We start from the raw sequence: 15,937 nt of genomic DNA, 5'->3' as shown, positions 1-15,937 counted from the left end.
CTACTCTGTGAACAGCCGGCCGAGGTTGAGGGGAACCCTGGTGAAAATCCTGCACGTCGTCACGCTGCACACCCCGGACCACGCGTTCGGCGGGCCCACCCGAGTGGCGCTCAACCTCTCCAAGGTCCAGCGGGCGGCCGGTGACGACGCGCGCGTCATGGCCCTGGGCGACGGCTTCGGACCCGGCGAACTACCCAAGGAGATAGAGGGAGTTCCGGCGCTTCTCCACCGCGCCCGGCACGTACTGCCGATGTTCGAGGTCAGCGGGATCACCTCCCTCGCCCTGCTGCGCGCCGCCCGCCGCGCCATGCGCGACGCCGACCTCGTCCACGTACATCTCATGCGCGACCTGGTGACCCTGCCCGTCGCCCTCCTCGCGCTCGCGACCCGCACCCCGCTGGTCGTACAGACCCACGGCATGATCGACCCCACCGAGAAGCCGGTGGCCAAGCTGACCGACCTGCTCGGCGTACGCAAGGTGCTGCGCGAGGCCGACGCCGTCCTGCACCTCACCGAGACGGAGCGCCTCGACGTCAACGCGGTGGCCGCGCCCGTCGCGCTCACCCGGACGGTCCGGCTGGTGAACGGGGTACGCCCCCAGGACCGCAAGCCGGCCCGCGAGCCGGGCCGGCCGCCCACCGTCCTCTTCCTCGCCCGCGTCCAGGAGCGCAAGCGCCCCGAGGACTTCGTCGCCGCGATGCCCGCCGTGCTCGCCCGGCACCCCGACGCGCGCTTCGTGCTGGCGGGCCCGGACACCGGGGCGCTGGCGGGCACCCTGGCCCTGGCGGAGAAGCTCGGCGTCACCGGCTCCCTCGACCACGTCGGCCCCCTCGGCCACGAGGAGGTCCTGGCGGCGGGGCGCGAGGCGGACGTCTACGTGCTCCCGTCGATCGAGGAGCCCCTCGGGGTGTCGGTCCTGGAGGCGATGTCGGTCGGCACCCCGGTCGTCATCACCCGCACCTGCGGCCTCGGCCCGGACGTGGCCAAGGCCGGGGCGGGCCGGGTGATCGACAGCCGGGTCGGCGAGGACGCGGCCAACGCCGCCAAGGTCGCCGAGGCCGTCCTCGAACTTCTGGAGCCGGAGGCCGCCGCCGAGGCCGGCAAGGCCGCCTGGGACCTGGTCAACGCCGACTTCACCATCGACGTGGTCACCGCCACCCTGCGCCGGACCTACGAGGACGTGGTCGGGCGGCGGACGGGTCGCGGCTGACCGCCCTCGGAGGGCCCGGCGGTCGCCGAGGTGGCGGATCGACGGGAAGCATCGGACACCGCCTGGTGGCACGGTCTCAGGAGGCGATCCGGCCTGGCCGTCGCGGCCCGGACGGGCAGGGGTGGGGTGAACCGTCAGCCGGTCCGGAGGTCGCGCACCTCGACGGTGAGCCGGGGCCACGGTCGCTCGAACGCCTCGGCGGAGAGGAAAGCGGTGCGCAACTCCGCGCAGGGGCGGAAGCGGACGGTGGTGCCCGTGGAGCCGGGGAAGCCTGCGGTGTCGGTGGTGCCATGGCCGGTGGCCGGTGTCAGGTCCGTCACCGGGACCCCACGTTCGTAGCGTTGCGTCCAGGCGCCGTCCGCCCGCCGGTTGGCGTGGACGAGCCACTCGCTGAGCGCCGCCACCACCGACATCCCGCGTCGCGGCTGCCCGTCGGGGAGCGTCTGCGCGCCGGGGTGGTCGAAGAACCGGAGGTCCTTGGTGGCCATGACCGGCTTCTTCACCGGGCGGCCCCGCGCGTCGAGCCGGGTGTCCGTCCCCCGCCCGTCGTCCGCGACGGAGACCGAGCCGTCCGGGTGGAGGGTGACCGTGCAGCGCCCGCTTCCCCGGTCCTCCGCCTCGTCCGCCGCATAGGCGATCACCTCCAGGATCAGATGGCCCGAGCCGCCGGGCGCGAACACGGCCGGATCGCTCCGGACCTCCGCGAGGTGGGCGTGGTCCACGGTGCTCGCCCAGTCGTGGGTGGTGTTGCGCCAGGGCCCGGGGGACGTATCCATGGGGGGATTCTCCCCTCCGGGCGGACCCGGGTGCCACTGACCGGGCGAACACGGGTGAGGGGCCCCGAAGCCGGCACCTCTCACCCGTGTTCCTCCCGATCAGCCCTGGTACGCGTCCAGTTCGGCGAGGAAGCTCTCCCGTACCGAGGGCGCCGCCCACGAGATCCCGATGGCGTTCCGCTGGAGGAGGACCAGCTCCTCGTCCGAGAGGGCGGCGGGGCCGCGCAGCGCCGCGAGGTTCTCGGAGACGTACCCCGGGAAGTACGCCGGGTCGTCGGAGTTGACCGTGACCTTGACGCCCCGGTCGAGGAGCGCGCGGATCTCGGCGGCCTTGAGGCCGTCCGTGACGTGGGAGTTGGAGATCGGGCAGACGGTGAGGCCGATGCCGCGCTCGACGATGCGGGCCACCAGCGCGGGGTCCTCCAGGGCGTTGACACCGTGGTCGATGCGGTCGACCCCGATCTCGTCCAGCACCTGGCGGATGTGCTCCGTGGAGTTCTGCTGGTCGACGTCGCAGTGCATCGTCAGCCGGAAGCCCTCGGCGCGCGCCCGGGCGAAGACCTCGCGGAACTTCACCGGCGGGTTGCCGGCCTCGTCGGAGTCCAGGCCGACGCCGATGATCCACTCCTTGTACGGCAGGGCCTGGACGAGCGTCGCCATCGCGAACTCGGCCTGGAAGTCCCGCAGGAAGCACATCACCAGACGGCCCCGGAAGCCCGTCGCCCGCTCGGCGTCGTCCAGCGCGCGGGTCAGGCCCCGGACGACGGTGTCGAAGGCGACACCGCGCGCGGTGTGGGCCTGCGGGTCGAAGAAGATCTCCGCGTAACGGACGTTCTGCGCGTGCGCCTTGGCCGCGTAGGCGGCGGCCAGGTCGTAGAAGTCCGCCTCGGTGCGGAGCACGGACATGCCCTCGTAGTAGACGGCGAGGAAGCCGGGCAGGTCGTCGAAGTCGTACGCCTCGCGCAGCGCGGCCTCGTCGGCGTACGGCAGCTCGACGCCGTTGCGGCGGGCGAGGGCGAACTTCAGTCCGGGCTCCAGCGTGCCCTCGATGTGCAGGTGCAGTTCGCACTTGGGCAGACCCGCGACGAAGGGGTCCACGGTGACGGTCTCGGTCATGGCGATCTCCTCGGTGGGACAGGTCACTTGGCGGCGGGGAGCAGGATGTCGACGACGTCCTGGGTGTGGTAGCTGACGACACCCAGGTCGGTGACGGCGTACTCGGGGATCGCGGTGATCTCCAGGAAGATCAGGTAGCCGAACGCCGAGGGGAGTTCGCAGCCGAGTGCGCGGGACGCCGCCTCCAGGCGGTCCTCCGCGTCGGCCATCTCCTCCGGGGTGAGGTCGGCGACGATCCCGGCCACCGGCAGCGGCAGGAACTCCTTGATCACGCCGCCGTCCACGACGACCTGGCCGCCGCCGTGCTCGGAGAGGTGGTTCACCGCCAGAGCCATGTCGGCCCGGTCCGCGCCGACGCAGACGATGTTGTTGTCGTCGGGGGCGGCCGACGAGGCGATGGCGCCCGACCGCAGCCCGAAGCCGTTGATCATCGCGGTGACGGTGCCGCCGCCGGTCTTGCCGTACCGCTCGGAGACCGTGACGTACAGCGCGTCCTGCGCGAGGTCGGCGCGGACCGTGCCGTCGACCACCGGCAGCGTCATCTCGACGCCCTTGCGGACGAACGGGACGGTGCGGTCCATCTCCACCACCAGCACGCGGGCCTCGTCGCCCTCGGCGGCGATGCCGACGCCCTCCGGCGCGAGCGGCGCCACCCGGAAGGCGGGGGAGAGCGCCGGGGTGCGTACGGGCGGCTGCGGGGCGCGCAGGGTGCGGCCGTTCTCCGCGACCAGCTCGCCGCGCGCGAACACGCGCTCCACCTGGAACGACTCGGGGGAGTCGACGATCAGGACGTCCGCGAAGCGGCCGGGCGTGATCGAGCCGACGAGGTGGTCGATGCGGTACATCTCGGCGCAGTTCAGGGTGGCCATCTGGATCGCCTCGACCGGGCGGACACCGGCCTTGATCGCCATCCGGACCAGCTTGTCGAGGTGGCCCTCGCGGATGATGTCGGCGACGTGCATGTCGTCGGTGCAGAACCCGACGTGCCGGGACTGGGCGCCGAACTCGGTGACGGTGCGCACGTTCTCGTTCATGAAGTGCGCGACCGAGGACTCGCGGATGAGCAGCGACATGCCGGCCCGCAGCTTCTGCAGGGCCTCCTCGGCGGTGTAGCTCTCGTGGTCGAGGCGGACGCCCGCCGCCGACAGCGCGTTGATGGTGGTCTGCGCGGCCATCGGGGCGCAGCCGAAGACCGGCAGCCGGTTGCGGTGGGCGAGTTCGAGGGCGCGGAGCACCTTCTCGTCACGGTTGAGGACGAACTCCGCGACCGTCTCCCAGACGCCGAAGCACTCGGCCCAGCCCTGCGTCTCCTCGTGTTCCTCGGGCCCGAAGGAGAATCCGACCGTCGTCTCGGGCAGGGTGTACGGCGTCTTGAACGGGGCGCCCCAGAAGATCTTCATCGGGCTCGCGTCGGCCTCCCGCAGCGCCTCGCGGACCCCTTCGAGACCGGCGACGACAAGGAACTGGTCGAGACCGGAGATCACCGAGGTGGTGCCGAAGCGGACCGCGGCGTCGGCGAACATCGTCACCGAGAGCTTGGAGCACTCCAGGTGGAGGTGGCCGTCGATGAGTCCCGGGGTGAGGTACTTGCCGGTGGCGTCGACGATCTCGGTGCCGGGACCCTCGTACGCGCTGACGTCACCGGTGGCGGCCACGCGCTCGCCGGTGATCGCGACGTCGGCGGGGTAGATCTCGCCGGTGTGGACGTTGACGAGCTGCCCGCCCTTGATGATCCGGTCGGCCTTGACGACCCCTTCGGAGGCGTCGATGAGGCTGCGGAGGCTGGGGTGATTCATGGGGTTCGCTCCAGGGCGCGTACGAGAGGTGGGGGAGAGGGCAGGTGCGGGGGTGCAGGTGCGAGGGGTGCGGGGGCCGGGCGTCCGGGCTTCAGGCGTCCAGGACGAGCTCGGCCTCGGCGCGTACGGTGCGGCGGGCGAGCAGCCAGTACACGACGCCCGCGACGAGGGCGCCGGCGAAGACCGACAGGTCCAGGCCGCCTGCCGCGTCGGAGAGGGGGCCGACGAACACCGTGGAGTCGACCCAGAGCACCGCCGCCCCGAAGCCGAGGAGCACCGCGATCAGTCCGGCCGGGCGCACCCCGCCCTTGTGCCAGTAGATGCCCTTGGTCCCGGTCTCCCGGGGGAAGAGCGAGGGCACGTGGTAACGGCCGCGGCGCAGCGCCCAGTCGGTGAGGTAGACGGCGGCCCACGGGCCGAGCCAGAGCACGATCAGGCTCAGGAAGTCGGACAGCAGGGTGTAGAAGTCCGCGGAGAAGACGGCCCACAGGGTGATCGCGGTGCACAGGGTCAGGTCGACGAAGACGACCATCCAGCGCTTCACCGGGAGGCCGACGGCCAGCAGGTTCAGGCCGGAGGAGTACATGTCGGTGGTGTTCACCGCGAGCAGCGACACGATCGCCAGCAGCAGGTACGGGGTGACGAACCAGCCGGGCAGGACCTCCGGGAGCCCCGAGATCGGGTCGGCGGCGTTGGTGGTCGCGGTGGCGACCGCGGCGCCGAGGACCTGCAGCGCGATGTTGGGCACCATGCCGCCGAGCGCGGCGCAGGTGAACACCTTGCGGGGCGCGGCGCCGGCCGGGAGGTAACGCGAGTAGTCACTGCCCATGTCGGCCCAGGACAGCCCGCCCGAGGCGGTGACCATGGCCAGGACCAGGGAGATCGTCACCAGCGAGGGGGCGGAGCCGTGCGTGGCGAAGTCCGCCTTCGGGAAGACGAGGAACGCCATGACGACGAACATGGCGGCGAAGATCCAGGCGAAGTACTTCTGCACCTTCATGATCAGGTGGTAGCCCGACAGCGGCAGGAGCATCTGGAGCCCCGCCGCGATCGCGATCGTCACCAGCTTCAGCGGGGTGCCGGTGGAGATGCCCGCCTGCTCGAAGAGGGCGAGGCCGGCGAGCACGATGAGGACCATGCCGCCCGCCTCGAAGCCGACCAGCATCACCCAGCTCAGCAGTGCCGGAAGCCGTCCGCCGTTCGGCCCGAAGGAGGCCCGGGAGACGGAGTGCGTGGAGGTGCCGGTGCGCGGGCCCTGGAGGCTGGTCAGGCCCGTCACGGTGAAGCCGAGGACGTTGCCGACCACGATCAGCGCGACGGCGTACCAGAACGAGAGGCCGAAGGAGACGACCAGCGCCCCGTAGACGACGGTGAAGACGGTGGTGTTCGTACCGGCCCACAGCCCGAAGAGGCGGCCGGGACCACCCTGGCGTTCGGCGGCGGGAACGGCGTCGATACCACGTCGCTCGACCGTGAAGACGGACGTCGGGGACGCCTGGGCGGCGTGGTCGGCGTGGTCGGTGGATCCGGGCGGGGCGGTGGCGGTGGCCTCGGCCATGGTCGGCAGACGTCCTTTGCGGACTTGCGTCCCGGCCTGGAGGGACGGGACGAGGGATGTACGGGGAGCCCGGACGAGCCGGGTGACCGCACGACGGTGTGCGGAGCGGAGCGAAGGGGGCGGAGCGGAAGGGGGCGGAGCGGTACGGCGAGGGCCGCGCGGCGCGGTTCGGGCGGGGGGACCCGGCGCGCCGCACGGTTGCCAAAACGTTTTGGCACCACCCCGCAAGGAAGTGCGCAAACGTTTTGGCAATGGTCCGGACCGTACTGCCTAAACGTTTTGGCGGTCAACCGGTAAGCTCGCCGCCATGTCAGACGTCACAGGGCCGGACCCCCGCGGCACCTCGCACGAGCCCCGCACCCCCGGCCCTGCGGAAACGGGCGCCGCCGCGAAGACGGCCGGTGCGGCGAGGACCACCGGCCCCGCGAAGGCGGGCGGGCTGCGCGAGGTGGCCCGGCGTGCCGGCGTCTCGGTCACCACCGCCTCGCACGCCCTCAACGGCGTCGGCCGGGTCGGCGCCGAGACCCGCGAGCGCGTGCTCGCGGTCGCCGCCGAGATCGGCTACCGCGCCAACCCCAATGCACGGGGGCTGCGCGGCGCCCGCACCGGACTGCTCGGCCTGACGCACCGCTCCGCCGTGGAGGGCGGCGTCACCGACATCGAGTACTTCGTCAAGATCGTCAACGCCGCCACCTGGACGGCGATGGCCCACGACTACTCCCTCGTACTCGTCCCGCCCTCCCTCGACGGCCGCCCCTTCGAGTCGCTGCCGCTGGACGGGACGATCGTCATCGACCCGCTCACCGACGACCCGCTGCTCACCCGGCTCTCCGGCATGGGCGTCCCCGTCGTCACCACCGGCCGCGACCTGGCCCGCAAGGACGCCTTCCCCTGGGTCGACAACGAGCTGTCCACCTGCGCCCTCGCCGCCTTCGACCACCTCGCCGCCACCGGCGCCCGCCGGATCGGGCTGCTGACCGGATCGACCGGCCAGTCCTACGACGAGGACGCGGCCGGCGCCTACCGCGACTGGTGCGCCCGCACCGGGAACCCGGTCCTGATGGACCGCGCGGAACCCGGCACCGACTCCACCGACGCCGCCCGCCGCCTCCTCGACCGGCCGGACCGCCCCGACGCGCTCTACGTCGTCATGGAGAAGTTCGGGTTCGCCACCCTCGCCGTCTGCCGTGAACTGGGCCTCGGAGTACCCGAGGACGTCCAGATCGTCGTCGGCGCCGACGGCGAGTTCGCCCGCAGCGCCCGCCCCGCGCTCACCGCGCTCGACCTGGCGCCCGAGGAGATCGGCAAGCAGGCGGCGCAGCTCCTGATAGAGCTCGTCCAGGGCGGCGGCGCGGTGACCGGGGACCTTCCCCGGCATCGGCTGGTTCCGGCCACGCTGCTGCGGAGGGCCTCGACGCGGGAGCCTTCCTGAGCCCTTCGTCACTTCGAGACCACCGGCGAGGCAGGGAAGCGTATGGCGAACGACCACCTACCCCTTGGCGGGCCCTGATGGCGAAAGTCGAACCGGAGCGACACGGGCGCGTTCTGTCGGGTTTCCACGAGGGGTACTTCGTGAGAATCCACCACGACTCCGAGGAAACCGGCGGGTTCTACATCCACCTGCTCGACGACCTGTCCGCACCGACGGACGGGGGCGACCACTGGGTGGCGGACAGAGCGGAGCTCGAGTCGTTCGTGGAGGCTTCCCAGTGGGAGATCGCATGGGCACCCGGCACGCGCGGGCGGCCCAGGCACCCCCCGAGGGCCGCGCGGATCCCGCGCGGCCCTCGGACCTCTTGACCATGCGGGGCTCATCCCCGAGGCGTCTCCCGCGACTTGAGCGCGATCTGCCACCGGTAGAAGCTCATCGCCAGGGCGAAGTCCAGCCCCGCCCGGCCGTCCAGGAAACCGCGCCGGTAGACGTACATGTACGCGAACGACACCAGCGGCTTGAACGGCGCCTTGTGGAACAGCTGGCCCTGGCGGGACTTGACCCGGCGGACCTGCTCCTTGACGTCGGGGTGGTGCTCCAGCCACGCCTCCCAGTCGGAGTACCGGTTGTGGCGCTCGAACCACGCGGTCACCGGGTCGAGGTCCTGGTGCTCGATCGGGTTGCGCAGCGCCTGGGCGGAGTCGGCGACGGGCTGGTAGTGGCCCTCCACCTCGCCGATGCCGGGGGCCGCGAGGTCGCCGACCTCCGGATAGGCGCAACGGGTGCGGTCGGTCAGGGAGCGCTTGCGGATGGTGTAGCCGTGGCGCAGCCGCTTGCCGGAGAACCAGTAGCCGAGCGGGATGTCGTACGCGGCGGGCTTCGGCGCGGCGGGGTCGGCGAAGATCGCGCGGAGTTCGGCGAGCAGCCCGGGGCTGAGGCGTTCGTCGCCGTCGAGGACCAGAATCCAGTCGATGTCGGTGCGGACGTTCTCCAGGCACCACTGCTTCTTGCGGGGGTGGCCCCCGTCCCAGGTGTACTCGACCACCTCGGCGCCGCACGCGGCGGCGATCTTCGCCGTGTCGTCGGTGCTGTGCGAGTCCACCACGACGACCGCCTCGAAGTGGCCGAGCACGGAGTTGACCGCCTCGGCGATGTTGAGGCCTTCGTTCTTGGTGGGGATCGCCACGGCGATGGGCAGCTTGCTCAACTCTTGTCTCCTTCGGGCAGCCAGGCGTAGCAGCCTGTGGAGGTGAAGGTGCGGGTGGCTGCGGGGAGGGTGATCCGCACCGGTCGACCGCTCGCGGAGGAGCCCTGGCCGAGCACCTTGCCTCCGGCTCCCTCGGTCCGCCAGGCGCAGGCGGGGGTGGGCGACACCGAGCGGTAGGTGCCGGGGCGCAGTTCCTTGCCGGTGTGGGTGCCGTCCGCGTAGCCGAGCGCGGCCTCGTCCACGAGATCCTGGTGCCCGGTGCACAGATGGGCCACCGCGGAAGCGGCGTCGGGCACTTCGCCGGTGACGATCGAGCCGACCGCGATCCGTCGGTCGGCCTTGACCAGGAAGTCGAGCTTGTCGCAGGTCTCCTGGCCCGTCTGGAGGACGGCGGCCGGGTCCATGCCCTTGGGCACCCGGTCGGTGAGGTACTCCTTCTCCTTCTTGGTGAACGTGCCGGTGGCGGGCGTGAGTTCGTCGGTGGGGATCTTGGGGCCGGTGGCGTCCGGTGCGGGAGCCGCGTCCGCCCCGGACGCTCCGGACGCTCCGGACGCCCCGGAAGCTCCGGACGTGGGGACGTCGGGCGGTGCGGCGGCCGAAGGCCCCGCGACGGAGGGCCCGGAGGCCGCGGGGCGTGGTGCCGCCGCGGCCTCCGGGTCGTTCCCGTCGTGGGACGAGCCGCACGCGGCCAGCGCCGCCGTCAGGACGACGACGGCGGCGCCGGCCAGGAGCGGGTTCCTCATCAGCCCGTCCTGAGGGCGTAGTGCGCGGCGATCTGCGTACCGCTCAGCGCCGTCGGGTAGACGGCGGTCTCGTCGAGCTGACCGGCGAAGAAGGCACTGGCCGGGGCGGACGGCCAGCCGCTGAGGGTGTCGCCGCCGACCCGCCAGTACCCCTCGAAGTTCTGGTTGGTCCTGTAGGAGGAGTTGGAGGCCCGCAGCACGCCGTCCACGTAGAGCGCGACGCCCCCGGTGCCCTGGGTGGCGACGACGTGGTGCCAGGTCCCGTCGTTGTAGGTGGCCGGGGTGGTGATGGTGCGCGTGGAGCCGTCGTGGACGCCGAACACCAGCTTCCCGTCGTTGGTCATGTAGACGTGCTTGTCGTAGTTGGTGCTGTTCTGCATCGTCAGGTTGCCGAAGCCGATGAGCTTGCCGCCCTTGGTCGTGGTCGTCCTGAACCAGGTCTCGACCGAGAAGGCGCCCGGCTTGGCGTGCCGGCGGTTGCTGTACGCGTACTCGTCGGTCCCGTTGAACCCGATGGCCGTGGAGGCGCCCGCGATGGCGGCCGGGGTCTGCCGGTAGGACGGGGCGTTGCGCAGGAACCCGTTGTCCAGCCCCGCCCCGGTGTCCGCCGCGAAGGTCGAAGTGCCCTCGTCGTAGCGCCAGTACAGCGAAGCGCCGTCGGCCAGCACCTTCGCCGGGTACGCCTCGGCCGCCGAGGCCACGGTGGCCGACAGGGCGGGGGATTTGGCGCTGGTGTTGGTGCCGTCGCTCGCGGTGACGCGGTACGAGTGCGTCTCCCCGGCGGCAACGGCCGTATCGGTCCAGCGCAGTTGCGGCCGGTCCCAGAAGAGCGAGCTGCCCGTCGTGGTGTACACCGGGGTGGTGGCGCCGTCCTTGTAGATCCGGTAGGTCAGCAACCCGTCGTCGGTGTCGGAACTGGTCTGCCAGTTGACCTCGACCTGTCCTGGCACGACGGTGGACAGCTGCACGTTGGGCACCCACGGGGCGCCCGTGTCGGGGCCGTCCGCGAACCGGGTCAGCCCCTGCTGCGCCGCCCCGTTGACGGTGGTGAACTCGCCGCCCACCCAGAGGTAGTGGTGGCCGCCGGTGTCCGTCTGCGCCATCACCCGGGGGCCGACCGGCTCACCGATGCCGTCGTTGGTGTCCGGGAACCACGGCAGCAGCTTCGGGTCGTCCACCGACTGCGCGAGCAGGTGGTGGCGCGGCTGGTCGGAGAACTCGCCCATGCTGGCGCAGTCGTGGGCGTGGCTCCCGCTGTAGAGCACGCCCGAGTGGACCAGCACGGCCTGGGTCGCGCCCAGGCAGGTGTCCCGCCACCGCTGCTGGAAGTCGTCGAGGTCCAGGGCGATGCGCCCGTCGAACACCCCGCCGCCGGTGCCCTCGTTGGCCGTGTAGAAGCCGGTCGCGTCGGTGGTGATGTCCTGCACCGTGGAGGTGTTCGGGATGAAGCCCGGATAGGCGGTCGTCACCGCCCCGGTGGTGGCGTCCACCACGGCCAGTGCGTGCGAGGAGGTGCCGTTGACGGTGAGGAAGTCGCCTCCCAGAAACACGTGTTGGCCGTCCGGAGCCACCTCGACCGCGCGGGCCACCTCATCGGCGTTGGCGGTGAACGGCAGCAGGGCGGCGCCGGTGGTGACCGCCGCGAACTTCTGGCGGGTCTGGCCGCCCACGCTGTTGAAGTCACCGCCGAAGTACACGGTGTCGTCGGTGACGGCGATGGCCCGGACGGTCGCCGAGACGGCGATCTTGAAGTCGTTGCGCGGGGTGCAGGTCGCCGTGTCGATCGCCACGATGTTGCTGACCCCGACGCCGTTCACCGAGCCGAACTGCCCGCCCGCGTACAGCGTCGCGCCGTCCGGGGAGAGGGTGAGGGCCCGCACGGTCGCGGTGCCCGAGGAGAGCGTGAACGACAGGGAGCAGCCGTTCGGCGCGCCGGTCGCCGCGTCGAAGGCGGCGAAGTTCACCGCGGGGGACTCCGAGGTGCCGGCGGCGGCGTCCGGTGGGCGCACCGTGGAGAAGGTGCCGCCGGCGTAGACCGTGTTGCCGGTCGCGGCCATCGACCAGACGATGCCGTTGGTCTGCCAGGTGGAGAGATCGTCGGCGGTGATCGACACCGGCGGCGTCAGCGAGGCCGCCGGAGAAGTCCCGACCGCGGTCGCGGTCAGGGCTCCGCCCAGCAGGCAGAGAGCGGCGGAAGCGGCGCGCTTGCGGCCACGTCCGGCGGATCTCCGCCCCGTACGTCCGTTCATCATTCAGCTCCGAAGGTGAGAACGAGCTGCGGCCGGTAGGCCGCGGTGGTGACCTCGCCCGACCAGATACGGAGGCTGTCCGTACCGGTGTTGGTCAGGGCGAGTGATGTGGCGGAGCCGAGGGCCCCGCCCAGGGCCGACGCGTCCAGCGCCACCGAGTAGTCGGTGGACACGGCATTCGCGCCGGTGATGGTCCCCAGCGCGGTCGCACCGAGCGCCGGCCGGGTGTTGTAGGTGACCGTCGATTCGGTCCAGGCGCCGGTGACCGGTACCACCTGGTGGCTCTCGGCGGAACCCGCCGTCGAGTCGGAGGAGGTGCGGAAGTCGATCCGGGCGCCCTTGAGCACCTGTCCGGCGGGGGCCGCCGGCAGGTCGTACCGGAGGTAGCCGACGTACGCGGTGGTGCCCCGCGAGGCCAGCTGGGTGTCGTCGTAGTTCGTGTTCGGGGCGACGCCGTTGACGTACGCGTCCTCCACCGGGGTGAGCGTGACCGTGGTGTCCTCGCCGCCACCCCCGTCGCCGGGTACGGGCGGAGCGTCCGCGAGGTCGTGGTGCTCGGCGACCTGCGCCGCCGTCAGGGCGGTCGGGTAGACCGCGGTCTCGTCCACCTGCCCCGCGAGGTACGTACCGGTCGGACGGTTCGGCCAGGCGTTGTTCATCGCGTCCCCGCCGACCCGCCAGTACCCGTCGTACGAACGGTTCCCGGTCGCCGCGTCGGTGCCGGCCACCGCGCCGTCCACGTACAGCACCATCCCCGCCGGCCCCTGTGTGGCGACCACGTGGTGCCAGGTACCGTCGTTGAAGCTGCCGGGGGTGGTGATGGTCGGCCGGGTGCCGCTGCCCCCCGTCTGGACCCCGAAGGCGATCCGGCCGTCGTCCGTCAGGTAGACGATCTTGTCGGAGATGGTGCTGGTGTGGCCCGTGGCGAAGCCGATGTTGTTGCCGAAACCGACGATCCGGCCCCCGGTCGTCGAGGACGTACGGAACCACGTCTCCACCGAGTACGGCGACGCCGAGGTGGAGTGGTGCAGCCGGTCGCTGTAGACGTACTCGTCCGTCCCGTTCAGGCCCAGCGCGGTCGAACCGGCCACCGCCCCCGCCGCCCGGTACGTCGGCGCGTTGGCGTACACGCCCCCGTCGCGCCCGTCCGAGGCGTCCGCGGCGAACGCCCCGCCCGCCTCGTCGTACCGCCAGTACAGCTCGGCACCGTCCGCCAGCACCTCCTCCTGGTACGGGGACGCCGAGGAGGCCGCGGTGACGGAGGCGGCGGCGGACTGGGCGCTGGTGTTGGTGCCGTCGCTCGCACTGACCCGGTAGGAGTACGTCTGCCCGGCCACCACGTCCGTGTCCGTGAAGGTCAGCTGCGGGCGGCTGAAGAACAGCGAGGAACCCGTCGTGGTGTACACCGGCGACGACGTGCCGTTGCGGTAGACCCGGTAGGTCAGCGAGGAGTCGTCGAGGTCGAGCGAGGAACGCCAGTCGACCCTCACCCGTCCCGCCCGGGGCGAGGAGACGCTCACCACCGGTACGGCGGGCGCACCCGTGTCCGGAGAGTCCGCGAACCGGGTCAGCCCCTGCTGGGACGAGCCGTTGACGGTGGTGAACTCGCCTCCCACCCAGAGGAAATCACGCCCGTCCCGGCTCGATACGGTCAGCGCGCGCGGCCCGACCGGCTCGCCGATGCCGTCATTGGTGTCCGGCAGCCACCCCAGCATCGCCGGACCGTCCACCGACTGGGCGGTCAGATGCTTGCGCACCTGGTTCGGGAACTCGCCCATGGTGGAGCAGTCGTGCACATGGCTGCCCGCGTACAGGACGCCACGGTGGACCCGGAGCGCCTGGGTGGCGCCCTGGCAGGTGTCGCGCCAGCGCTGGCCGAACCCGTCCAGCTCCATGGCGATGCGCCCGTCGAAGGAGTTGCCCCCCATGCCCTCGCCCGCGACGTACCAGCCACCGGACGCCTGGTCCGTGACGATGTCCTTGACGACCGCGGACGCCGGGACGAAGCCGTTCGGGTAGGTGTGGACGAGCGCGCCGGTGGCCGCGTCCGTCACCGCGAGCGCGTGCGTCGCGGTGCCGCCCACCGCGGTGAAGTCGCCGCCGATCAGCACCGAGGCACCGTCCGGGGTGACCTTCAGAGCCCGCCCCGGGTCGTCCGCGTCCGGGTTCCACGCCGTCAGCGCGCCGGCCGGGGTCACCGCCCCGAAGAAGCGCCGGGCGCTCCCGTCGACCGTCTGGAAGTCACCGCCCGCGTACACCGTGCCGTCCGCCGCCACGTCCAGCGCCCGCACCGTCGCGCTGAAGTTCGGCGCGAAACCGGAACGCACGGTGCAGTCCGCGGTGTTGACGGCGACCAGCCCGTTGGTGGTGGTGCCGTTGACCGCGTTGAACCAGCCACCCGCGTACAGCGTCGACTTGTCCGGCGAGAGCGCGAACGCCCGTACCGTGGCGGTGCCGCCGCTGCGGGTGAAGGAGAGCGAGCAGCCGGCCGGAGCCCCGGTCACCGCGTCGAACGCCGCGAAGTTCACCGCCGCCGCCGAACCCGTGCCACCCGCCGCCACCCCGGCGGGCCGGGTCTGCGAGAAGGTGCCGCCCGCGTACACGACCCCGTTCGCCTCCGCCAGCGCCCACACGATGCCGTTGGTCTGGTAGGTGGACAGGTTGTCGGCGGTGAACCCGACCGGCGCGGTCAGCGCGGCGGCCGGCGGAGCACCCGCCGCCGAGGCGGAGAGCGCCCCCGCGGCCAGCGCCAGCGCCGTCGCGCCCACGCCGCCCCGCCGCCACCGGGCGCCGGGGCGGCGTGGCCCGCTCACCGGTCCACCCGCACGGCCGCGCCGCTGAGCTGTGTCTCCAGCAGCCGGACATCCGCGTCGACCATGATGCGCGCCAGCTCCATGGACCGCACCTCCGGCTTCCAGCCGAGCAGCTCCTCCGCCTTGGAGGCGTCACCGATCAACGCGTCCACCTCACTGGGGCGTTCGTACTTCGGGTCGTACCGCACGTGCTCGCGCCAGTCCAGACCGGCGTGGTCGAAGGAGTGCTCCAGGAACTGCCGGACGCTCACCCCCTCGCCGGTCGCCACCACGTAGTCGTCCGGGGTGTCGCGCTGGAGCATCCGCCACATCGCGTCCACGTACTCGGGGGCGTACCCCCAGTCGCGGACCGCGTCCAGATTTCCGAGGTGCAGCCGGTCCTGGAGTCCGGCCTTGATGCGGGCCACCCCCCGGGTGATCTTGCGGGTCACGAAGGTCTCGCCCCGGCGCGGGGACTCGTGGTTGAAGAGAATGCCGTTCACCGCGAACATTCCGTACGCCTCACGGTAGTTGACCGTGGACCAGTACGCGTACACCTTGGCCACGCTGTACGGGCTGCGCGGGTGGAACGGAGTCCCCTCGTTCTGCGGGGGAGGGGTGGAGCCGAACATCTCGGACGAGGACGCCTGGTAGACGCGGGTGTCGATGCCGCTGGCACGCACCGCCTCCAGCAGCCGGATCGCGCCGAGTCCGGTGACGTCCCCGGTGTAGAGGGGCGCGTCGAACGAGACCCGGACGTGCGACTGGGCGCCGAGGTTGTAGACCTCGTCCGGCTGGATCTCGCGCAGCAGGTTCACCAGCGCCACACCGTCGGAGAGATCCGCGTGGTGCAGCACGAAGGAGCGGTCCGCTTCCTCCGGCCCCTGGTAGATGTGGTCGATGCGCTCGGTGTTGAAGCTCGACGAGCGGCGTATGAGCCCGTGGACCGTGTAACCCTTGTCGAGCAACAGCTCGGACAGGTACGAGCCGTCCTGTCCGGTCACACCGGTGATGAGTGCGGTCTTGGCCATGACTCCCCCCTTCTGTGGTCGCCTGAA

At 71.8% G+C, this 15,937-nt stretch carries 11 protein-coding genes; 2 read left to right on the top strand and 9 right to left on the bottom strand.

The window, feature by feature from the left end; translation table 11 throughout:
• The first annotated feature begins 40 nt into the window (after positions 1-40).
• Positions 41-1,210, top strand: coding sequence for a glycosyltransferase (locus tag ACFZAX_RS01370; protein ID WP_390957903.1), 1,170 nt, complete (start codon positions 41-43; stop codon positions 1,208-1,210).
• A gap of 134 nt (positions 1,211-1,344) precedes the next feature.
• Here ACFZAX_RS01370 and ACFZAX_RS01365 read toward each other — a convergent pair whose 3' ends face one another.
• From ACFZAX_RS01365 to ACFZAX_RS01350, 4 genes are all read right to left on the bottom strand, one after another.
• Positions 1,345-1,986, bottom strand: a complete 642-nt coding sequence (locus ACFZAX_RS01365; protein WP_390957902.1) for an ATP-binding protein — start codon at positions 1,984-1,986, stop codon at positions 1,345-1,347.
• A gap of 99 nt (positions 1,987-2,085) precedes the next feature.
• Positions 2,086-3,102 (bottom strand): adenosine deaminase, encoded by a 1,017-nt coding sequence (add, locus tag ACFZAX_RS01360; protein WP_390957900.1) that lies wholly within the window; start codon positions 3,100-3,102, stop codon positions 2,086-2,088.
• Between the two features lie 23 nt (positions 3,103-3,125).
• Positions 3,126-4,898 carry an adenine deaminase C-terminal domain-containing protein gene (locus ACFZAX_RS01355; protein WP_390957898.1) on the bottom strand — a complete coding sequence of 591 codons (1,773 nt, stop codon included), beginning with the start codon at positions 4,896-4,898 and terminating at the stop codon, positions 3,126-3,128.
• Positions 4,899-4,989: 91 nt separating this feature from the next.
• Positions 4,990-6,456 carry a cytosine permease gene (locus ACFZAX_RS01350; RefSeq protein WP_390957895.1) on the bottom strand — a complete coding sequence of 489 codons (1,467 nt, stop codon included), beginning with the start codon at positions 6,454-6,456 and terminating at the stop codon, positions 4,990-4,992.
• Between the two features lie 307 nt (positions 6,457-6,763).
• Here ACFZAX_RS01350 and ACFZAX_RS01345 point away from each other — a divergent pair, with 307 nt between their 5' ends.
• Positions 6,764-7,888 carry a substrate-binding domain-containing protein gene (locus ACFZAX_RS01345; protein WP_390957893.1) on the top strand — a complete coding sequence of 375 codons (1,125 nt, stop codon included), beginning with the start codon at positions 6,764-6,766 and terminating at the stop codon, positions 7,886-7,888.
• A 379-nt stretch (positions 7,889-8,267) separates the two neighbouring features.
• On the opposite strand, the gene ACFZAX_RS01340 is transcribed toward ACFZAX_RS01345, so the two are convergent.
• The 5 genes from ACFZAX_RS01340 to gmd are packed head-to-tail and all read right to left on the bottom strand — an operon-like array spanning position 8,268 to position 15,910.
• Positions 8,268-9,095, bottom strand: a complete 828-nt coding sequence (locus tag ACFZAX_RS01340; RefSeq protein ID WP_390957891.1) for a glycosyltransferase — start codon at positions 9,093-9,095, stop codon at positions 8,268-8,270.
• A complete protein-coding gene (locus tag ACFZAX_RS01335) occupies positions 9,092-9,838 on the bottom strand; it encodes a hypothetical protein (RefSeq protein ID WP_390957889.1) in 747 nt (248 codons plus the stop codon). The genes ACFZAX_RS01340 and ACFZAX_RS01335 overlap by 4 nt, the downstream gene beginning before the upstream one ends.
• On the bottom strand, positions 9,838-12,090 hold the full coding sequence (locus ACFZAX_RS01330; RefSeq protein WP_390957887.1) for a LamG-like jellyroll fold domain-containing protein: 2,253 nt from the start codon (positions 12,088-12,090) through the stop codon (positions 9,838-9,840). The genes ACFZAX_RS01335 and ACFZAX_RS01330 overlap by 1 nt, the downstream gene beginning before the upstream one ends.
• Positions 12,087-14,900: a LamG-like jellyroll fold domain-containing protein gene (locus tag ACFZAX_RS01325; protein ID WP_390957885.1), complete on the bottom strand. Its 2,814-nt coding sequence runs from the start codon at positions 14,898-14,900 to the stop codon at positions 12,087-12,089. Before ACFZAX_RS01325 ends, ACFZAX_RS01330 begins: the two co-directional genes overlap by 4 nt.
• Positions 14,897-15,910, bottom strand: coding sequence for a GDP-mannose 4,6-dehydratase (gene gmd, locus ACFZAX_RS01320; RefSeq protein WP_390957884.1), 1,014 nt, complete (start codon positions 15,908-15,910; stop codon positions 14,897-14,899). Before gmd ends, ACFZAX_RS01325 begins: the two co-directional genes overlap by 4 nt.
• Positions 15,911-15,937 lie beyond the last annotated feature (27 nt).

It is taken from the genome of Streptomyces sp. NPDC008125, from assembly GCF_042957125.1.
Lineage (GTDB): Bacteria > Actinomycetota > Actinomycetes > Streptomycetales > Streptomycetaceae > Streptomyces.
The sequence above is the reverse complement of the archived record's forward strand: the minus strand, read 5'-3'. Positions and strand labels throughout refer to the sequence as shown.

What these genes read in the sequence shown, in the direction of transcription:
- ACFZAX_RS01365 (WP_390957902.1), bottom strand. Translation starts at nt 1,986, where the DNA reads ATGGATACGTCCCCCGGGCCCTGGCGCAACACCACCCACGACTGGGCG.
- add (WP_390957900.1), bottom strand. Translation starts at nt 3,102, where the DNA reads ATGACCGAGACCGTCACCGTGGACCCCTTCGTCGCGGGTCTGCCCAAG.
- ACFZAX_RS01355 (WP_390957898.1), bottom strand. Translation starts at nt 4,898, where the DNA reads ATGAATCACCCCAGCCTCCGCAGCCTCATCGACGCCTCCGAAGGGGTC.
- ACFZAX_RS01350 (WP_390957895.1), bottom strand. Translation starts at nt 6,456, where the DNA reads ATGGCCGAGGCCACCGCCACCGCCCCGCCCGGATCCACCGACCACGCC.
- ACFZAX_RS01345 (WP_390957893.1), top strand. Translation starts at nt 6,764, where the DNA reads ATGTCAGACGTCACAGGGCCGGACCCCCGCGGCACCTCGCACGAGCCC.
- ACFZAX_RS01335 (WP_390957889.1), bottom strand. Translation starts at nt 9,838, where the DNA reads ATGAGGAACCCGCTCCTGGCCGGCGCCGCCGTCGTCGTCCTGACGGCG.
- ACFZAX_RS01330 (WP_390957887.1), bottom strand. Translation starts at nt 12,090, where the DNA reads ATGATGAACGGACGTACGGGGCGGAGATCCGCCGGACGTGGCCGCAAG.
- gmd (WP_390957884.1), bottom strand. Translation starts at nt 15,910, where the DNA reads ATGGCCAAGACCGCACTCATCACCGGTGTGACCGGACAGGACGGCTCG.